This is a genomic window from Mycobacterium sp. E796, from assembly GCF_001672815.1.
Taxonomy (GTDB): Bacteria; Actinomycetota; Actinomycetes; order Mycobacteriales; family Mycobacteriaceae; genus Mycobacterium.
In genome coordinates this window covers 40,349-55,529 of the sequence record NZ_LZKK01000260.1, presented here as the reverse complement: position 1 = coordinate 55,529, position 15,181 = coordinate 40,349, and the positions used below count along the sequence as shown (strand labels likewise).

The window sequence follows — 15,181 nt, the reverse complement described above, 5'->3', positions numbered from 1 at the left end:
CTACTCTCGCTGGGGTGACCACCACCGACGGAAGAATCCGCGTCCCGGCCGACCTGGACTCCGTGACGGCCATCGGCGCAGAGGATCACTCCGAGATCGACAGCGCGGCGGTCGAACGGATCTGGCGGGCCGCGCGGCACTGGTATGAGGCCGGCCTGCATCCGGCGATCCAGGTGTGCATCCGCCAGCACGGGCGCGTCGTGCTCAACCGCGCGATCGGCCACGGCTGGGGCAACGCGCCCACCGACCCACCCGACGCCGAGAAGGTCCCCGTCACCACGGACACACCCTTCTGCGTGTACTCGGCGGCCAAGGGCATCACCGCGACCGTCGTGCACATGCTCGTCGAGCGGGGCGTCTTCTCGCTGGACGACCGGGTCTGCGAATACCTGCCCACCTTCACCAGCCACGGCAAGGACCGCATCACGATCCGGCACGTGATGACCCACAGCGCGGGCCTGCCCTTCCCCACCGGGCCCAGGCCGGACATCAAGCGCGCCGACGACCACGAATACGCGCAGCAGAAACTCGGCGAGCTGCGGCCCCTCTACCGCCCCGGGCTGGTGCACATGTACCACGCGCTGACGTGGGGTCCGCTGATGCGCGAGATCATCTACGCGGCCACCGGCAAGGAGATTCGCGAAATCCTCGCCGCGGAGATCCTCGACCCGCTGGGTTTCCGGTGGACCAACTTCGGCGTCGCCAAGCAAGACGTCCCGCTGGTCGCACCCAGTCACCCCACCGGCCGCACCCTGCCGCCGGTGATCGCCCAGATCTTCCGCAAGGCGATCGGCGGAACCGTGCACGAGATCATCCCGTACACGAACAGCCCGATGTTCCTCACCACGATCGTCCCGTCGTCCAACACCATTTCGACCGCCGACGAGCTGTCCCGGTTCGCCGAAATCTGGCGCCGCGGAGGCGAACTCGACGGTGTGCGGGTGATGAGCCCGGAGACGATGCGGGGCGCGGCGGCCGAATGCCGGCGCTTGCGACCGGATTTCGCGATCGGCCTGATGCCGGCCCGCTGGGGCACCGGCTTCATCCTGGGAACCAAGCGGTTCGGACCGTTCGGCCGCGGCGCGACGGCGGCGTTCGGTCACCTCGGTCTGACGAACATCGCCGTCTGGGCCGACCCGGAGCGCGACATGGCCGCCGGCGTGATCAGCAGCGGCAAGCCCGGCCGCGACCCGGAAGCCCGCCGATATACCGCACTGATGGACACCATCGCCGCGGAGATTCGCACCGGTTGAGGCCGCGCGGCGGTGGAAACACTGCCACGCATGGCTACATATCGAGTGCTCAACCCGAAGGGCGACGTCGTCGCGACCGAGGACATCGAAAGCGCCGACAAGGCGCACGCGTGGTTCGCCGACAACAAGGTCGAGGGCAACGAACTCGGCTGGCGCATGGAGGTCGAGCGCGACGGCGAATGGCACTTCTTCGACGACAGCGAGGGTGATCGAAGCTACTAGTTTTGCCTGCCGACGGGCGGGGCAACCAACTACGCATGCAATCTGAACGCTTCCGCAAGCTGCTGGACGCACCGGGGCCGTTCGCCTCGGTCTACTTCGAGGACTCGCACGACACCCACGACGCCGAGGCCCAGCTCGAGCTCAAGTGGCGGGCGGCGCGCGAGGAGCTCGAGCAGAAGGGCGCCGCCCAACCGGTGATCGACGAGATCGAAACCGCCGTCATGGACCTGCGGCCGCCGATCGGCCGTAGCGGGCGCGCGGTGGTCGCCAGCGCCGACGGCGTGGTGATCAACGAGCATCTGGCGCGGCCCACTGCGACGACCGTCGTCCGTGTGTCCGAATTGCCTTATCTGGTACCGATTCTCGAGCAGAGCTTCGATCACCCCGACTACGTGCTGGTGGTCGTCGACCACAGCGGTGCCGACATCACCACCCAGCTCGGCGGCACGCTGCATTCGGAAACCGTCGACGGCGGTGGCCACCCCGTGCACAAGGCCGCCGGCGCCGAGACCGCGGGTTACGGCGACCCGCAGTTGCGCACCGAAGAGGCCGCCCGCAAGAACATGCGCGCGGTCGCCGACCGCGTCGCCGAACTCGTCGACGACAAGGGCATCGACGTGATCTTCGTCGTCGGCGAGGTGCGGTCGCGCTCGGACCTGCTCGCTGCGTTGCCGGAACGGTTGCGCGACCGGGCGGTCCCGCTCGAGGTCGGGGCGCGGCACAGCGGTCACGACTTCGGCGAGATCGAGCAGGCCATCGAGGACGAATTCGTCAACCGCCAGTTGCGCACGATCGACGCCGCCGCGCAGCGCTTCAACGCCGAGATCGGCCGCGAATCCGGCCTGGCCGCCGAGGGATTGGGCCCGGTGTGCTCCGCGCTGCGCCAGGGCGCGGTCGAGACTCTGATCATCGGCGAAATCGGGGACGCCACCGTGGTCGCCGACGAAGGCCTGACGACGGTCGCCCCCGACGAGAACGTGCTGTCCGAACAGGGCGCCGCACCCGACAAAACGTTGCGCGCCGACGAGGCGCTGCCCATGTTCGCGGTTTCGGTCGGGGCGTCGCTGGTGCGCACCGACGAACGGATCACCCCGGCCGACGGCGTCGGCGCCGTGCTGCGCTACGCGCCGACCCTGCACTGACCGGCGGTGGCGGAGGGATTTGAACCCCCGGACGGTTTTAGCCGTCTCTCGCTTTCAAGGCGAGTGCATTAGGCCGCTCTGCCACGCCACCGCCCATAAGGGTAACGGGGACTAGTAACGTCGCCTCCATGCGCGCGATTGTCGCCGAATCCCCCGACCAACTGTCCTGGCAAGAGGTGCCCGATGTCACCGCCGGCCCGGGCGAGGTGCTGATCAAGGTCGCCGCGGCCGGCGTCAACCGCGCCGACGTGCTGCAGGCCGCCGGCAAGTATCCGCCTCCGCCGGGGGCCAGCGAGATCATCGGCATGGAGGTGTCCGGCGTCGTCGCCGACGCCGGCTCGGGTGTGACGGAATGGCCCGTCGGACAACAGGTTTGCGCGCTGCTCGCGGGCGGCGGCTACGCCGAATACGTCGCCGTCCCCGCCGGGCAGGTGATGCCGCTCCCCGACGGGGTGGACCTGGTCGACGCCGCGGGGTTGCCGGAGGTCGCGTGCACGGTGTGGTCGAACCTGGTGATGGTCGCCCACCTGGGCAAGGGGCAGCTGCTGCTGATGCACGGCGGAGCCAGCGGTATCGGCAGCCACGCGATCCAGGTCGCGCGGGCGCTGGGGGCGCGGGTGGCCATCACGGCCGGGTCGGCGGAGAAGCTGGAGTTCTGCCGGCAGCTGGGCGCCGAGATCACCATCAACTATCGCGACGAGGACTTCGTCGCGCGGCTGCAGGAAAACGGCGGTGCTGACGTGATTTTCGACATCATGGGCGCCGCGTACCTGGACCGCAATATCGACGCGCTGGCCACCGACGGCCAGCTGGTCATCATCGGCATGCAGGGCGGGATCAAGGGCGAGCTCAACATCGGCAAGCTGCTGGCCAAGCGGGCGCGGGTGATCGGCACCACGCTGCGGGCCCGGCCGGTGACCGGCCCGAACAGCAAGACCGAGATCGTGCAGGCCGTGACGGCCTCGGTGTGGCCGATGATCGCCGAGGGCAGGGTCCGGCCGATCATCGGCGCGCGCATGCCCATCCAGCAGGCCGCCGAGGCGCACCAGCAGCTGGTGGCGGGCAAGATCACCGGAAAGATCGTGCTGACCGTCTAGGCCTGTTCGCGAACCCAACCTGGCTGCGAATTCTGGCCCGGATTTTCGCAGTGTGGTTCGGCTCGCGGCCTAAATGAGTCAGCCCAGCGACGCGAGCGCCCGCACCAGCTGGTCGACCTCGGCCGTCGTCGAGTAATGCGCCAGGCCGACGGTGACGGCGCCACCCACGTCGTTGACGCCCAGCACATCCAGCGCGCGGGAGCTCTCGTTGGTGACGGCGAGAATCCCGTTGTCCGCCAAGCGTTGCACCACCCGCTCGGCGGGGACGTCCTGCACCGCGAAGCTGACCACCGGGATCTGCGCCTCGGGGCGGCCGATCACCATCACCAGCGGCAGCGACCGCAAGGACACCATGAGGTAGTCGAAGACCCGGTTCAGATACGCGGCGGCCGACTGCGTCGAAACCGACAGGCGTTCGCGCCGGCTGCCGCGGGCCGACTCGTCGAGCGACGCGAGGTACTCGATGCTGGCGACCAACCCGGCCAGCAGGCCGAATTGATGCGCGCCGACCTCGAGGCGCGCCGGGCCGACGGCCTGGGGATCGGACGAGACGGCGCTGAACGAGTTGATCAGCGCCGGATCGCGAAGGACCATCGCACCGATCGGGGGACCGCCCCACGCCAGGGCGTTGACTGCGACGACGTCGGCGTCGGTCTCCTTGACGTCGAGCAGTCGGTACGGCGCCGCGGCGGAATGGTCGACGACAACCAGCCCGCCCACTTCGTGCACCAGCTTGGTCATCGCCCGCAGATCGGTGACCGTGCCCAGCGTCGCCGACGCCGACGCGACGGCGACCAGCCGCGTCGACTTCCCGATCAGGCTCTCCCACTGCCAGGTCGGCAGCTCACCGGTCTCGATGTCGATCTCGGCCCATTTCACCTTGGCGCCGTAGCGGTGTGCCGCGCGCAGCCAGGGCGCGATGTTGGCCTCGTCGTCGAGTCGGCTGACGATCACCTCGTAGCCCAGGCCGGCCCGTGACGACGACGCCTCGGCCAACGACGACAGCAGGATGGCGCGATCGGCGCCGAGCACGACGCCCGCCGGGTCCGCGTTGAACAGGTCGGCGACGGCAGCGCGCGCGGCCTCCAGCACGGCGGCGCTGCGCCGCGCCGACGGGTGCGCCCCGACCATGGTGGCGGCGGACCGGCGGAAGGCCGTCGACACCGTCGTCGCCACGGAGTCCGGGATGAGCATGCCGACCGGCGCGTCGAAGTGCACCCACCCGTCACCCAACGACGGATGCAGTCCGCGCACCCGGGCGACGTCGTAAGCCATGACAGCCACCTTAAGGCTTCCGCAATTTCGCGAAAATTGTGACGGTAGCGGGTGCCCCCTCGGCGATCCAAGCCGGATGGTGGCTTGGCGAGCCGAGTCACCCGGGCAGCCATACTAGTCCAGTGGGCCTGTGGACCGGAACGCTGATCGCACTGTTCTTGCTGATCGCGCCGGGTGTGATAGTCGCGCGCATCACACAGCTGACGTGGCCGGTGGCCATCGCGGTGGGTCCTGCGCTGACGTACGGCGTTGTGGCGCTGGCAATTATCCCGCTCGGTGCGCTCGGCGTCCCGTGGAACGGATGGACTGCGCTCGCCGCGCTGGCGGTGGTGTGCGTGGTGGCGACGGGTTTGCAGTTGGCGCTCGCCCGTTATCGCGATCCCGAGGCCGAGGCTCGCGGGGTCAGCCGCTGGCCCGCGGTGACGGTGGCCGCCGGTGTGCTGTTGGGCGCGGCGCTGATCATGTGGGCCGGCTATCGCGGCCTCACGCACTGGCAGTCCATCCCGAGCACCTGGGACGCCGTCTGGCACGCCAACGAGGTGCGCTTCATGCTCGACACCGGTCAGGCGTCCTCGACCCACATGGGCGAACTCCGCAACGTCGAGACCCATCAACCGCTCTACTACCCATCGGTGTTCCACGCGCTGACCGCCGTCTACTGTCAGCTCACCGGCGCGGCGCCCACCACCGGCTACACCCTGAATTCGTTGGCCGCGTCGGTCTGGCTGTTTCCCTCCAGCGCCGCCACCCTCACCTGGTTCCTGCTGCGCCCCATCAGCAGCCAGTGGCGCGCCGCGAGCGTGTCCGCCACCGCCGCCGCGCTGTCGGCGTCGTTCACGTCGGTGCCCTACGTCGAGTTCGGCGTCGCGGCGATGCCCAACCTGGCCGCGTACGGCGTCGCGATCCCGACGTTCGTGCTGATCGCCTCGACGCTGCGGCACCGCGACCGCATCCCGGCGGCCGTGCTGGCGCTGGTGGGTGTCCTCTCGGTGCACCTGACCGGGGGGTTCATCGTCATCCTCTTCCTGCTCGCCTGGTGGCTGCTGGACGCGCTGTGGCATCCGGTGCGCGGCCGCCTCACCGACGCGCTGACCCTGGCCGCCGTGGCCGTGCCCACCGCCGCGATCCTGGCTCCGCAATTCCTCGGTGTGCTGCGGCAGGCCGACATCATCGCCGGGCACGCGTTCCCCAGCTTCAAGAGCGTGAAGCAGGGGGTGATCGATGCGCTGCTGCTGCACACCCGCCACCTCAACGACTTCCCGACCCAATACAGCCTGGTGTTTTTGGCGTTCATCGGCATGGCGATCCTGCTGTACAAGAGGATCTGGTGGCCACCCGCCGTCTGGCTGGTGCTGACCGTGGCGACGATCTACTCTGGGGCGCCCTTTCGCAATCCGCTCGGCCGGGCGATCGAGGTGTTCAGCCAGTTCTTCTACAACGATCCGCGCCGGCTCTCGGCGGTGGTGACGATGCTGGCGACCCCGATGGCGGGCATCGCGTTGTTCGCGATCGTCGTGGGCTTCGTCGCCCTCGCGAAGCGGCTCACCGAGCGGTTCACCCGGCTGCCCGCCCCCGTCTGGACCGCGGCGACGGCGTTCCTGCTGGTGGCGGCCGTCCTGGTGGCCGGCCGGCAATACCTCTACCGGCACCTGGTGTTGTTCGGCGACAAGTACGACTCGGTGATCATCGACCAGCGAGACCTGATGGCGATGGCGTATCTGGCCAAGCTGCCCGGTGCCCGCAACACCCTGATCGGCAACTCCAACGTCGACGGCACCGCGTGGATGTACGCGGTGGCCGACCTGCACCCGTTGTGGACCCACTACGACTTCCCGCAGCAGACGGGTCCGGGCTACTACCGCTACATCTTCTGGATCTCGGCACGCAGGGGTGAATCCGATCCCAAGGTGGTCGAGGCGATTAAAGCGCTCAATATCAGGTACATCTTGACCAGCGCGCCCAACGTCAGAGGGTTTGCCACACCCGAAGGACTAGTGTCTCTGGATAAGTCGAAGTCGTGGACGATGATCTACGACAATGGCGGGGCTCGAATCTTCGAATGGCGCGCGGACCGCGAGGACAGCGCGCCGCCCCCATAGCCGCACAAGAGGATGGTGAACGGATTGAGTAACGGCAACGACGGCCCGGACGCCGACGGCATCGAGGTGATCGGCGGCGTCGACCCCCGGATCATGGCGCTTCACGACGCCGACAGTGACGCCGACTCCGACGAGCGCTCCCTTACCGATCTCGTCGAGCAGCCCGCCAAGGTGATGCGGATCGGCACGATGATCAAGCAGCTGCTGGAAGAGGTGCGCGCCGCACCGCTGGACGAGGCCAGCCGAAACCGGCTGCGCGACATCCACGCCACCAGCATCCGCGAGCTCGAGGACGGCCTGGCGCCGGAACTGCGTGAGGAGCTCGATCGGCTCACCCTGCCGTTCAACGAGGACGCCGCGCCGTCGGACGCCGAGTTGCGCATCGCGCAGGCGCAGCTGGTCGGGTGGCTGGAAGGGCTGTTCCACGGCATCCAGACCGCGCTGTTCGCCCAGCAGATGGCCGCCCGCGCGCAGCTGGAGCAGATGCGCCAGGGGGCGCTTCCGCCGGGTATCAGGTCGGGCCACGGCCCGGGTTCGGGCACCGGCCAATACCTGTAACCACAATGACGCTGCCGGGGCCGGGTCCGCACATCGAGACGCGCGACGCGTGGGTGGAATTTCCCATCTTCGACGCCAAATCGCGGTCGTTGAAGAAGGCGTTCCTGGGCAAGGCGGGTGGCACGATCGGTCGCAACAGTTCCAACGTCGTCGTCGTTGAGGCGTTGCGCGACATCACGATGAAGCTCGAGCTCGGCGACCGGGTCGGTCTCGTCGGCCACAACGGGGCCGGGAAATCGACTCTGCTGCGCCTACTTTCGGGCATCTACGAGCCCACCCGCGGCTGGGCGAAGGTCACCGGCCGGGTCGCGCCGGTGTTCGACCTCGGGGTGGGCATGGACCCGGAGATCTCGGGCTACGAGAACATCATCATCCGTGGCCTGTTTCTCGGGCAGACCCGAAAGCAGATGATGTCCAAGGTCGACGAGATCGCCGAGTTCACCGAGCTCGGCGACTACCTGTCGATGCCGCTGCGCACCTACTCCACCGGTATGCGGGTCCGCCTGGCGATGGGCGTGGTCACCAGCATCGACCCCGAGATCCTGCTACTGGACGAGGGCATCGGTGCGGTGGACGCCGACTTCCTGAAGAAGGCCCAGACCCGGCTGCAGCGCCTGGTGGAGCGCTCCGGAATCCTGGTGTTCGCAAGCCATTCCAATGAGTTCTTGGCCCGGCTGTGCAAGACGGCGATGTGGATCGACCACGGCGTCATCCGCATGTCGGGTGGCATCGAGGACGTGGTGCGCGCGTACGAGGGCGAGGACGCGGCCCGGCATGTGCGCGAGGTGCTGGCCGAGACTGCCGGACAGCCATGAGCGACAGCGTCTTCGCCGTCGTGGTCACCCACCGGCGCCCCGACGAGCTCGCCAAATCGCTGGACGCGCTCAGCAGCCAGACGCGGTTGCCGGATCACCTGATCGTGGTCGACAATGATTTTTCCGGCGAAGGCGCCGGGTCCGGCCATGTCCGGGATCTGGTTGCCGGCCAACCCATTTCGACGACCTACCTGGGCTCGCGCCGAAACCTCGGCGGCGCGGGCGGTTTCGCGCTGGGCATGCTGCACGCGCTGGCGCAGGGCGCCGACTGGGTGTGGCTCGCCGACGACGACGGGCGGCCCCAGGACTCGAACGTGCTGGCGACGCTGCTGGCCTGCGCCGAGAAGTACGGCCTGGCCGAGGTGTCGCCGATGGTGTGCAACATGGACGATCCGGAGCGGCTGGCGTTCCCGCTGCGCCGCGGCCTGGTATGGCGCAGGCGGACAAGCGAATTGCGCACCGAGGCCGGGCAGGATCTGCTGCGCGGGATCGCGTCGTTGTTCAACGGGGCGCTGTTCAAGGCGTCGACGCTGGAGTCGATCGGCGTGCCGGACCTGCGGCTGTTCGTGCGCGGCGACGAGGTGGAGATGCACCGCCGGCTGGTTCGCTCCGGCCTGCCGTTCGGCACCTGCCTGGACGCGGTCTATCTGCATCCGTGCGGATCGGATGAGTTCAAGCCGATCCTGGGCGGCCGGATGCACACGCAGTATCCCGACGACGCCACCAAGCGGTTCTTCACCTACCGCAACCGCGGCTACCTGATGGCGCAGCCGGGCCTGCGCAAGCTGCTGTTCCAGGAGTGGGTCCGGTTCGGCTGGTTCTTCCTGGTGACCCGCCGCGACCCCAAGGGCCTGTCTGATTGGATTCGGTTGCGCCGCTTGGGGCGTCGCGAGCGCTTCGGCAAGCCGGGAGGGACTCCATGACCTTCATTGACGCCGCCGCGCAGTCCCGGACCTTTACCCGCGCCCGCAACGACCTGGTCGACGGTTTCCGTCGGCACGAGCTGTGGCTGCACCTGGGCTGGCAGGACATCAAGCAGCGCTACCGCCGCTCGGTGCTGGGACCGTTCTGGATCACCATCGCCACCGGGACGACGGCCGTGGCGATGGGTGGCCTGTATTCGAAGCTGTTCCACCTGGACCTGGCGGTCCACCTGCCCTACGTCACGCTCGGGCTGATTATCTGGAACCTGATCAACGCCTCGATCCTGGAGGGCGCCGACGTGTTCGTCGCCAACGAGGGGCTGATCAAGCAGCTGCCCACGCCGCTTTCCGTGCACGTCTACCGGCTGGTGTGGCGGCAGATGCTGTTGTTCGCGCACAACATCGTGATCTACGTCGTCGTCGCCATCATCTTCCCCAAGCCGTGGTCGTGGGCCGACCTCTCGGTCATCCCGGCTTTGGCGCTGATCGTGCTCAATTCCATTTGGGTGTCACTGTGTTTCGGCATCCTGGCCACCCGCTACCGCGACATCGGTCCGTTGTTGTTCTCGGTCGTGCAGCTGCTGTTCTTCATGACGCCAATCATCTGGAACGACGACACGCTGCGGCAGCAGGGCGCCGGACACTGGGCGAGCATCGTCGAACTCAATCCGCTGCTGCATTACCTCGACATCGTTCGCGCGCCGCTGCTGGGCGCCCACCAGGAGCTGCGGCACTGGGTGGTGGTCCTGATCCTGACCGTCGTCGGGTGGCTGCTGGCGGCCTTCGGGATGCGGCAGTACCGCGCCCGGGTGCCCTACTGGGTTTAGCGCGGACTACGCGCTCGCCCGGACTCGGCGCATCCCTTAGCTTTTCGGCATTAGTTGTTCCATCACTTTGTCGATCGAGAAGCTGGCCGCTTTGGCCCGTGGCGGGAAGTCCTTGAAGCTTTCCAACCATTGTGCGACGAGGGCTTGGGCGGGGTAGAGCAGGAAGGTGCGCTCGGCTGCCCACTTGGCGTAGTACACGTCGCTTTCGTCGCCGCGCTCGAACGGGTCGGAGCGCAGGTCGAACGTTTTTGGCCACCGCAGATGCGAGAAAGGTTCGCGCCATACCGCCATCCCGGTGCTGCGCTGCTCGGCGAACACCACCTTCCAGCGCCTTACCCGCAACGCCAGCAAGTCGCCGTCATCGCTCCAGTAAACGAATCCCTCGCGTGGGCAGTCTTCTTGCTCACCGCTCAGGAATGGCAGCATGTTGATCCCGTCCATGTGCACCCTGAACATCCGGTCGCCAATCTGATAGCCCTTCTTCACCTTTTCGACCAGGTCCGGCTCTCCGGCAGCGGCGGCGAAAGTGGGTATGAAGTCCTGCAACGAGACGATGTCATTGATCACTCGGCCGGGCTCGATCACACCGGGCCAGCGCATCACGCACGGCATGCGCCAACCGCCTTCCCAATTGGTATCCTTCTCGCCGCGAAACGGCGTGGTGCCCCCGTCCGGCCACGACAGCACCTCCGCGCCGTTGTCGGTGGTGAACACCACGACCGTGTTGTCAGCCGCGCCCAGCTCGTCGAGCTTTGCCAGCATTTGCCCGACGTAGTCGTCCAGTTCCACCATTCCGTCGGGGTAGACGCCTAGCCCCGTCTTGCCCTCCGACTCGGGCTTCAGATGCGTGAAGACATGCATACGCGTGGTGTTCCAGTAGCAGAACCAGGGCACCTCTTCTCGCGTGTTGAGCTCAACGAAATTGATTGCGGCGGAGAGGAATTCCTCATCGACCGTCTCCATGCGCTTGCGGGTCAGCGGGCCGGTGTCCTCGATCACCTGCTTGCCGACCCTGCCGAAGCGGTCGTCGACGGTCGGGTCGTCGGTGTCGCTGGCCTTGCAGCGGAGGACGCCGCGTGGGCCGAATCGCTCCCGAAACGCCGGGTCCTTCGGATAGTCGACGTTCTCGGGTTCCTCCTCGGCGTTGAGGTGATACAGGTTGCCGAAGAACTCGTCAAAGCCATGCACCGTGGGCAGATGCTCGTTGCGATCACCAAGATGGTTCTTGCCGAACTGGCCTGTCGCATAGCCGAAATTCTTCAAAAACTGCGCGATGGTTGGGTCCTCGGCGCTCAGCCCTTCTTTGGCACCGGGCATCCCAACCTTAGTTAGTCCGGTGCGGATCGGTTGCTGGCCGGTGATGAAGGCGGCGCGTCCGGCGGTGCAGCTTTGTTGGCCGTAGAAGTCGGTGAACATCGCCCCCCCAGCGGCGATGCGGTCGATGTTCGGGGTTCGATACCCCATGATTCCGTGGTTGTAGCAGCTGACATTAAACCAACCGATGTCATCGCTCATGATGAACAAGATGTTCGGCTTATCCGTCGCAGGCATGGCGATCCTCCATTCGATCTCAGAACAGAACCCGCTGATCTGCTCCGCCTGACGGACGCTACGCCCGACCTTGATCCCCAAGGAAGTTTCTCCAAGACGACCATCTCACCGGCCAAGGAGTGTTCTGCTGACGTTTACTTCTCGTCCCGTCAGCGACCCTGCTCGGGCGAGAGGCATCAACTGGGCCCGCTTCGCCGCAGAACCGGCGCACCGAGCGCTTCGCGGCGTGCAGCGATCCGCCGCCCTTCTAGGCGCGCCAAGAATCCTCCAAGGATCCGTCGAGGCGGCGACCCGACGCTGGGCCCATGAGTTACACGGCTTTCGGCGACGACGTCTACGTCGCCACCACCATTCATCGCGCGGACACCCCGATCGGCCGGGCGGCGCGGTTCCACATGCGCAAGCTGTTCGACGAGTTCCCGTGCTGCCATCGCTCGTGGGCCAATCGGGGCAAGCGTTTCTTCCTGCACGGCTACGAGCGGGCCTTCGAAGTTGAGTTCGCTTGCGCCGAGACCGAACCCGGCACCGGCCTGGTGGTGGACGGCAGCGCGATCGCCGAAGTCCGGTCGGCACTGCAATACCAGTTCGACCACACCACCCTGATCGCACAGGACGACCCGCAGCGCGACCTGTTCGAGCTGCTGGCCGAGCGGGGCGTCGTCGACCTGCGGATCATGGATAACACCGGCATGGAGGGCTCGGCGGCCTGGGTGTTCGAGACCGCCGAACGGATCGTCGCGCTGGCGACCGGCGGCCGGGTGTGGGTATCACGGATCGAGGCGCGGGAAAGCCGCAACAACGTGGTCACCCTCACGGCAGGACCGATCCGGGCCGCAGGCTGGGCGTGACCGCGCGAAATGAGCGCCGACCAGCAAACGAGGATAGATTCACCGCACTACTGGGTATGTGTACAACAACCAAGTTTCCCTGCGCGTAAGGTGGCGGCTGCCTGGCGGTGGTGCAACACTGTAGCGCTACAGGTCAGCAAGTGACGGCAGACAGGATCGGGTCGACTGACGTGAGCAAAAAAGCCAAGTCGGCGGCGGATGAGGCGCGGGAAAACCTCGCCGCGGAGCTGGACCGCCTCAAGCAGCGGCGTGATCGCCTCGAGGTCGAGGTCAAAAACGACCGCGGCATGGTCGGCGACCACGGAGACGCGGCCGAGGCGATACAACGCGCGGACGAGCTCGTCGTGCTCGGCGACCGGATCAACGAACTGGACCGCCGCTTGCGCAGCGGACCGTCGCCCTCGGACGACTCCGAAACGCTGCCCGGCGGCACCGAGGTCACGCTGCGGTTCCCCGACGGTGAAGTCGTCACCATGCACGTGATTTCCATCGTCGAAGAGACCCCCATCGGCCGCGAGGCCGAGACGTTGACCGCCCGTAGCCCGTTGGGGCAGGCCCTGGCGGGCCGCAAAGCCGGCGACACGGTGACTTACACGACGCCGCAAGGGGAAAACCAGGTCGAGCTCATCGCGGTGAAGCTGCCCCGCTAGTCCGCTGCGGGCGGCGCCGGCCCCGATAGACTCGCCGCAATGATCCCGCCGGACCCGGAAGCCGCCCCTGCGCGCCCACACGTGGGTTTGACGACGCAGGTGATGCGCTTCGTCGCTACCGGCGGTATGGCCGCGATCGTCGACTTCGGCCTCTACCTGGTGCTCTACAAGCTGGTGGGACTGCAGGTCGACCTGTCCAAGGCGACGAGCTTCATCGTCGGCACCATCACCGCCTACCTGATCAACCGCCGATGGACGTTTCAGGCGGCGCCCAGCACCGCGCGATTCGTCGCGGTCATGGTCCTCTACGCGATCACGTTCTCGGTGCAGGTCGGCCTTAACCACCTCTGCCTGTCGCTTTTGCACTATCGCAGCTCGGCGATACCCGTCGCGTTCGTGATCGCGCAGGGCACGGCCACAGTGATCAACTTCATCGTGCAGCGAGCCGTTATCTTCCGCCTCCGCTGACTGACCTGGCCAAGAGGATTGTCCGCCTCCTCAGCGGGACGCAAGCGTCCCGCATCGTCGCCGAACCAGGCGGTACCCTCTTTGACGATGTTCACCACCAAGCGGCTCGCGGGCTGGGGGCGTACCGCGCCCTCTTTGGCGACGGTGCTTTCCACGCCGGACCCGGAGGAGATCGCGAAAGCCGTGGCCAACACGGCCGACGCCGGCGGGCGCGGTGTGATCGCCCGCGGGCTGGGCCGTTCCTACGGCGACAACGCGCAGAACGGCGGCGGCCTGGTGATCGACATGACCGAGCTGAACACCATTCACTCGATCAGCGCCGACACCAAGCTGGCCGATCTTGACGCCGGGGTCAACCTCGACCAGTTGATGAAGGCCGCGCTGCCGTTCGGCCTCTGGGTGCCGGTGCTGCCCGGCACCCGACAGGTCACCATCGGCGGCGCGATCGCCTGCGACATCCACGGCAAGAACCATCACAGCGCGGGCAGCTTCGGCAACCACGTGCGCAGCATGGACCTGCTGACCGCCGACGGCCAGATACGCCACCTCACTGGAACCGGCGAGGACTCCGAGCTGTTCTGGGCCACGGTCGGGGGCAACGGTCTGACCGGGATCATCCTGCGGGCCACCATCGAGATGACGCCGACGGAGACCGCGTATTTCATCGCCGACGGCGACGTCACCGCCAGCCTGGACGAAACGATCGCATTTCACAGCGACGGCAGCGAGGCCGACTACACCTATTCCAGCGCCTGGTTCGACGCGATCAGCGCGCCGCCGAAACTCGGTCGCGCGGCGATTTCGCGCGGCTCGCTGGCCAAGCTCGACCAGTTGCCGCCAAAGCTCCGTCGCAATCCTCTGAAATTCGATGCGCCGCAACTGCTTACGTTTCCCGACGCATTCCCGAACGGAATGGCCAACAAATACACGTTCGGGCCGATCGGCGAGTTGTGGTACCGCAAGTCCGGGACCTACCGCGGCAAGGTTCAGAACCTGACGCAGTTCTACCACCCTCTGGACATGTTCGGCGAATGGAACCGGGCGTACGGTCCTGCCGGCTTCACTCAGTACCAATTCGTGGTGCCCACCACCGCCGTGGAGGAGTTCAAGGGCATCATCCGGGACATCCAGAAGTCCGGGCACTATTCATTTCTCAATGTGTTCAAGCTGTTCGGACCGGGCAATGAGGCCCCGCTGAGCTTTCCCATTCCGGGCTGGAATGTGTGCGTCGACTTTCCCATCAAGCCGGGGCTGAACGAGTTCCTCAACGAACTCGACCGCAGAGTCCTGGAATTCGGCGGCCGGGTGTATACGGCCAAGGATTCGCGAGTGAACGCCGAAACCTTCCACGCCATGTACCCGCGCATCGACGAGTGGATCGCTTTGCGCCGCAAGGTCGATCCCCTGCGGGTGTTCGCCTCCGACATGGCCCGACGCTTGGAGTTGTTGTAGA

At 66.8% G+C, this 15,181-nt stretch carries 15 protein-coding genes and 1 tRNA gene; 13 read left to right on the top strand and 3 right to left on the bottom strand.

The features are described 5' to 3' along the window. Window positions 1-14 precede the first annotated feature (14 nt). The 3 genes from lipE to A5706_RS20035 are packed head-to-tail and all read left to right on the top strand — an operon-like array spanning window position 15 to window position 2,617. Window positions 15-1,253 carry a lipase LipE gene (lipE, locus tag A5706_RS20045; RefSeq protein WP_068134197.1) on the top strand — a complete coding sequence of 413 codons (1,239 nt, stop codon included), beginning with the start codon at window positions 15-17 and terminating at the stop codon, window positions 1,251-1,253. A gap of 30 nt (window positions 1,254-1,283) precedes the next feature. Next, window positions 1,284-1,475, top strand: a complete 192-nt coding sequence (locus tag A5706_RS20040; protein WP_066941663.1) for a hypothetical protein — start codon at window positions 1,284-1,286, stop codon at window positions 1,473-1,475. A gap of 35 nt (window positions 1,476-1,510) precedes the next feature. After that, a complete protein-coding gene (locus A5706_RS20035) occupies window positions 1,511-2,617 on the top strand; it encodes a hypothetical protein (protein WP_068134298.1) in 1,107 nt (368 codons plus the stop codon). 4 nt (window positions 2,618-2,621) lie between these two features. On the opposite strand, the gene A5706_RS20030 is transcribed toward A5706_RS20035, so the two are convergent. Further along, a tRNA-Ser gene (locus tag A5706_RS20030) sits at window positions 2,622-2,708 on the bottom strand. A 37-nt stretch (window positions 2,709-2,745) separates the two neighbouring features. On the opposite strand from A5706_RS20030, the gene A5706_RS20025 reads away from it, so the two are divergent. Continuing rightward, window positions 2,746-3,714 carry an NAD(P)H-quinone oxidoreductase gene (locus tag A5706_RS20025; RefSeq protein ID WP_068134194.1) on the top strand — a complete coding sequence of 323 codons (969 nt, stop codon included), beginning with the start codon at window positions 2,746-2,748 and terminating at the stop codon, window positions 3,712-3,714. A gap of 78 nt (window positions 3,715-3,792) precedes the next feature. On the opposite strand, the gene A5706_RS20020 is transcribed toward A5706_RS20025, so the two are convergent. After that, window positions 3,793-4,989 carry a cysteine desulfurase-like protein gene (locus tag A5706_RS20020; protein ID WP_068134191.1) on the bottom strand — a complete coding sequence of 399 codons (1,197 nt, stop codon included), beginning with the start codon at window positions 4,987-4,989 and terminating at the stop codon, window positions 3,793-3,795. A gap of 122 nt (window positions 4,990-5,111) precedes the next feature. Here A5706_RS20020 and A5706_RS20015 point away from each other — a divergent pair, with 122 nt between their 5' ends. From A5706_RS20015 to A5706_RS19995, 5 genes are read left to right on the top strand one after another with little or no spacing between them, the layout of a single operon-like run. Then, entirely contained in the window at window positions 5,112-7,088 is a 1,977-nt protein-coding gene (locus A5706_RS20015; protein ID WP_068134189.1) for a DUF6541 family protein, read from the top strand. 12 nt (window positions 7,089-7,100) lie between these two features. After that, complete coding sequence (locus tag A5706_RS20010; RefSeq protein WP_156767244.1) at window positions 7,101-7,646, top strand: bacterial proteasome activator family protein; 546 nt, start codon at window positions 7,101-7,103, stop codon at window positions 7,644-7,646. A gap of 5 nt (window positions 7,647-7,651) precedes the next feature. Then, on the top strand, window positions 7,652-8,461 hold the full coding sequence (locus A5706_RS20005) for an ABC transporter ATP-binding protein (protein ID WP_068102519.1): 810 nt from the start codon (window positions 7,652-7,654) through the stop codon (window positions 8,459-8,461). Continuing rightward, window positions 8,458-9,384 (top strand): glycosyltransferase, encoded by a 927-nt coding sequence (locus tag A5706_RS20000; RefSeq protein WP_068134185.1) that lies wholly within the window; start codon window positions 8,458-8,460, stop codon window positions 9,382-9,384. The genes A5706_RS20005 and A5706_RS20000 overlap by 4 nt, the downstream gene beginning before the upstream one ends. Next, the gene (locus tag A5706_RS19995) at window positions 9,381-10,211 is read left to right on the top strand and encodes an ABC transporter permease (RefSeq protein WP_068102515.1); all 831 of its coding nucleotides are present in this window, start codon (window positions 9,381-9,383) and stop codon (window positions 10,209-10,211) included. The genes A5706_RS20000 and A5706_RS19995 overlap by 4 nt, the downstream gene beginning before the upstream one ends. Window positions 10,212-10,247: 36 nt before the next feature. Here A5706_RS19995 and A5706_RS19990 read toward each other — a convergent pair whose 3' ends face one another. Then, on the bottom strand, window positions 10,248-11,762 hold the full coding sequence (locus A5706_RS19990) for an arylsulfatase (RefSeq protein WP_068134181.1): 1,515 nt from the start codon (window positions 11,760-11,762) through the stop codon (window positions 10,248-10,250). A 305-nt stretch (window positions 11,763-12,067) separates the two neighbouring features. Here A5706_RS19990 and A5706_RS19985 point away from each other — a divergent pair, with 305 nt between their 5' ends. From A5706_RS19985 to A5706_RS19970, 4 genes are all read left to right on the top strand, one after another. After that, complete coding sequence (locus A5706_RS19985; RefSeq protein ID WP_082964503.1) at window positions 12,068-12,610, top strand: 6-carboxytetrahydropterin synthase; 543 nt, start codon at window positions 12,068-12,070, stop codon at window positions 12,608-12,610. A 170-nt stretch (window positions 12,611-12,780) separates the two neighbouring features. Next, window positions 12,781-13,260, top strand: coding sequence for a GreA/GreB family elongation factor (locus A5706_RS19980; protein WP_068102513.1), 480 nt, complete (start codon window positions 12,781-12,783; stop codon window positions 13,258-13,260). A 102-nt stretch (window positions 13,261-13,362) separates the two neighbouring features. Further along, window positions 13,363-13,728 (top strand): GtrA family protein, encoded by a 366-nt coding sequence (locus tag A5706_RS19975; RefSeq protein WP_156766441.1) that lies wholly within the window; start codon window positions 13,363-13,365, stop codon window positions 13,726-13,728. An 87-nt stretch (window positions 13,729-13,815) separates the two neighbouring features. Next, window positions 13,816-15,180 (top strand): FAD-binding oxidoreductase, encoded by a 1,365-nt coding sequence (locus A5706_RS19970; protein ID WP_068134180.1) that lies wholly within the window; start codon window positions 13,816-13,818, stop codon window positions 15,178-15,180. Window position 15,181 lies beyond the last annotated feature (1 nt).

Coding starts and splice junctions, on each gene's coding strand:
- A5706_RS20035 (WP_068134298.1), top strand. CDS start 1,511: ATGCAATCTGAACGCTTCCGCAAGCTGCTGGACGCACCGGGGCCGTTC.
- A5706_RS19975 (WP_156766441.1), top strand. CDS start 13,363: ATGCGCTTCGTCGCTACCGGCGGTATGGCCGCGATCGTCGACTTCGGC.
- A5706_RS20005 (WP_068102519.1), top strand. CDS start 7,652: ATGACGCTGCCGGGGCCGGGTCCGCACATCGAGACGCGCGACGCGTGG.
- A5706_RS20000 (WP_068134185.1), top strand. CDS start 8,458: ATGAGCGACAGCGTCTTCGCCGTCGTGGTCACCCACCGGCGCCCCGAC.
- A5706_RS19985 (WP_082964503.1), top strand. CDS start 12,068: ATGAGTTACACGGCTTTCGGCGACGACGTCTACGTCGCCACCACCATT.
- A5706_RS19990 (WP_068134181.1), bottom strand. CDS start 11,762: ATGCCTGCGACGGATAAGCCGAACATCTTGTTCATCATGAGCGATGAC.
- A5706_RS20040 (WP_066941663.1), top strand. CDS start 1,284: ATGGCTACATATCGAGTGCTCAACCCGAAGGGCGACGTCGTCGCGACC.
- A5706_RS19970 (WP_068134180.1), top strand. CDS start 13,816: ATGTTCACCACCAAGCGGCTCGCGGGCTGGGGGCGTACCGCGCCCTCT.
- A5706_RS20010 (WP_156767244.1), top strand. CDS start 7,101: ATGGTGAACGGATTGAGTAACGGCAACGACGGCCCGGACGCCGACGGC.
- A5706_RS20025 (WP_068134194.1), top strand. CDS start 2,746: ATGCGCGCGATTGTCGCCGAATCCCCCGACCAACTGTCCTGGCAAGAG.
- A5706_RS20020 (WP_068134191.1), bottom strand. CDS start 4,989: ATGGCTTACGACGTCGCCCGGGTGCGCGGACTGCATCCGTCGTTGGGT.
- A5706_RS19995 (WP_068102515.1), top strand. CDS start 9,381: ATGACCTTCATTGACGCCGCCGCGCAGTCCCGGACCTTTACCCGCGCC.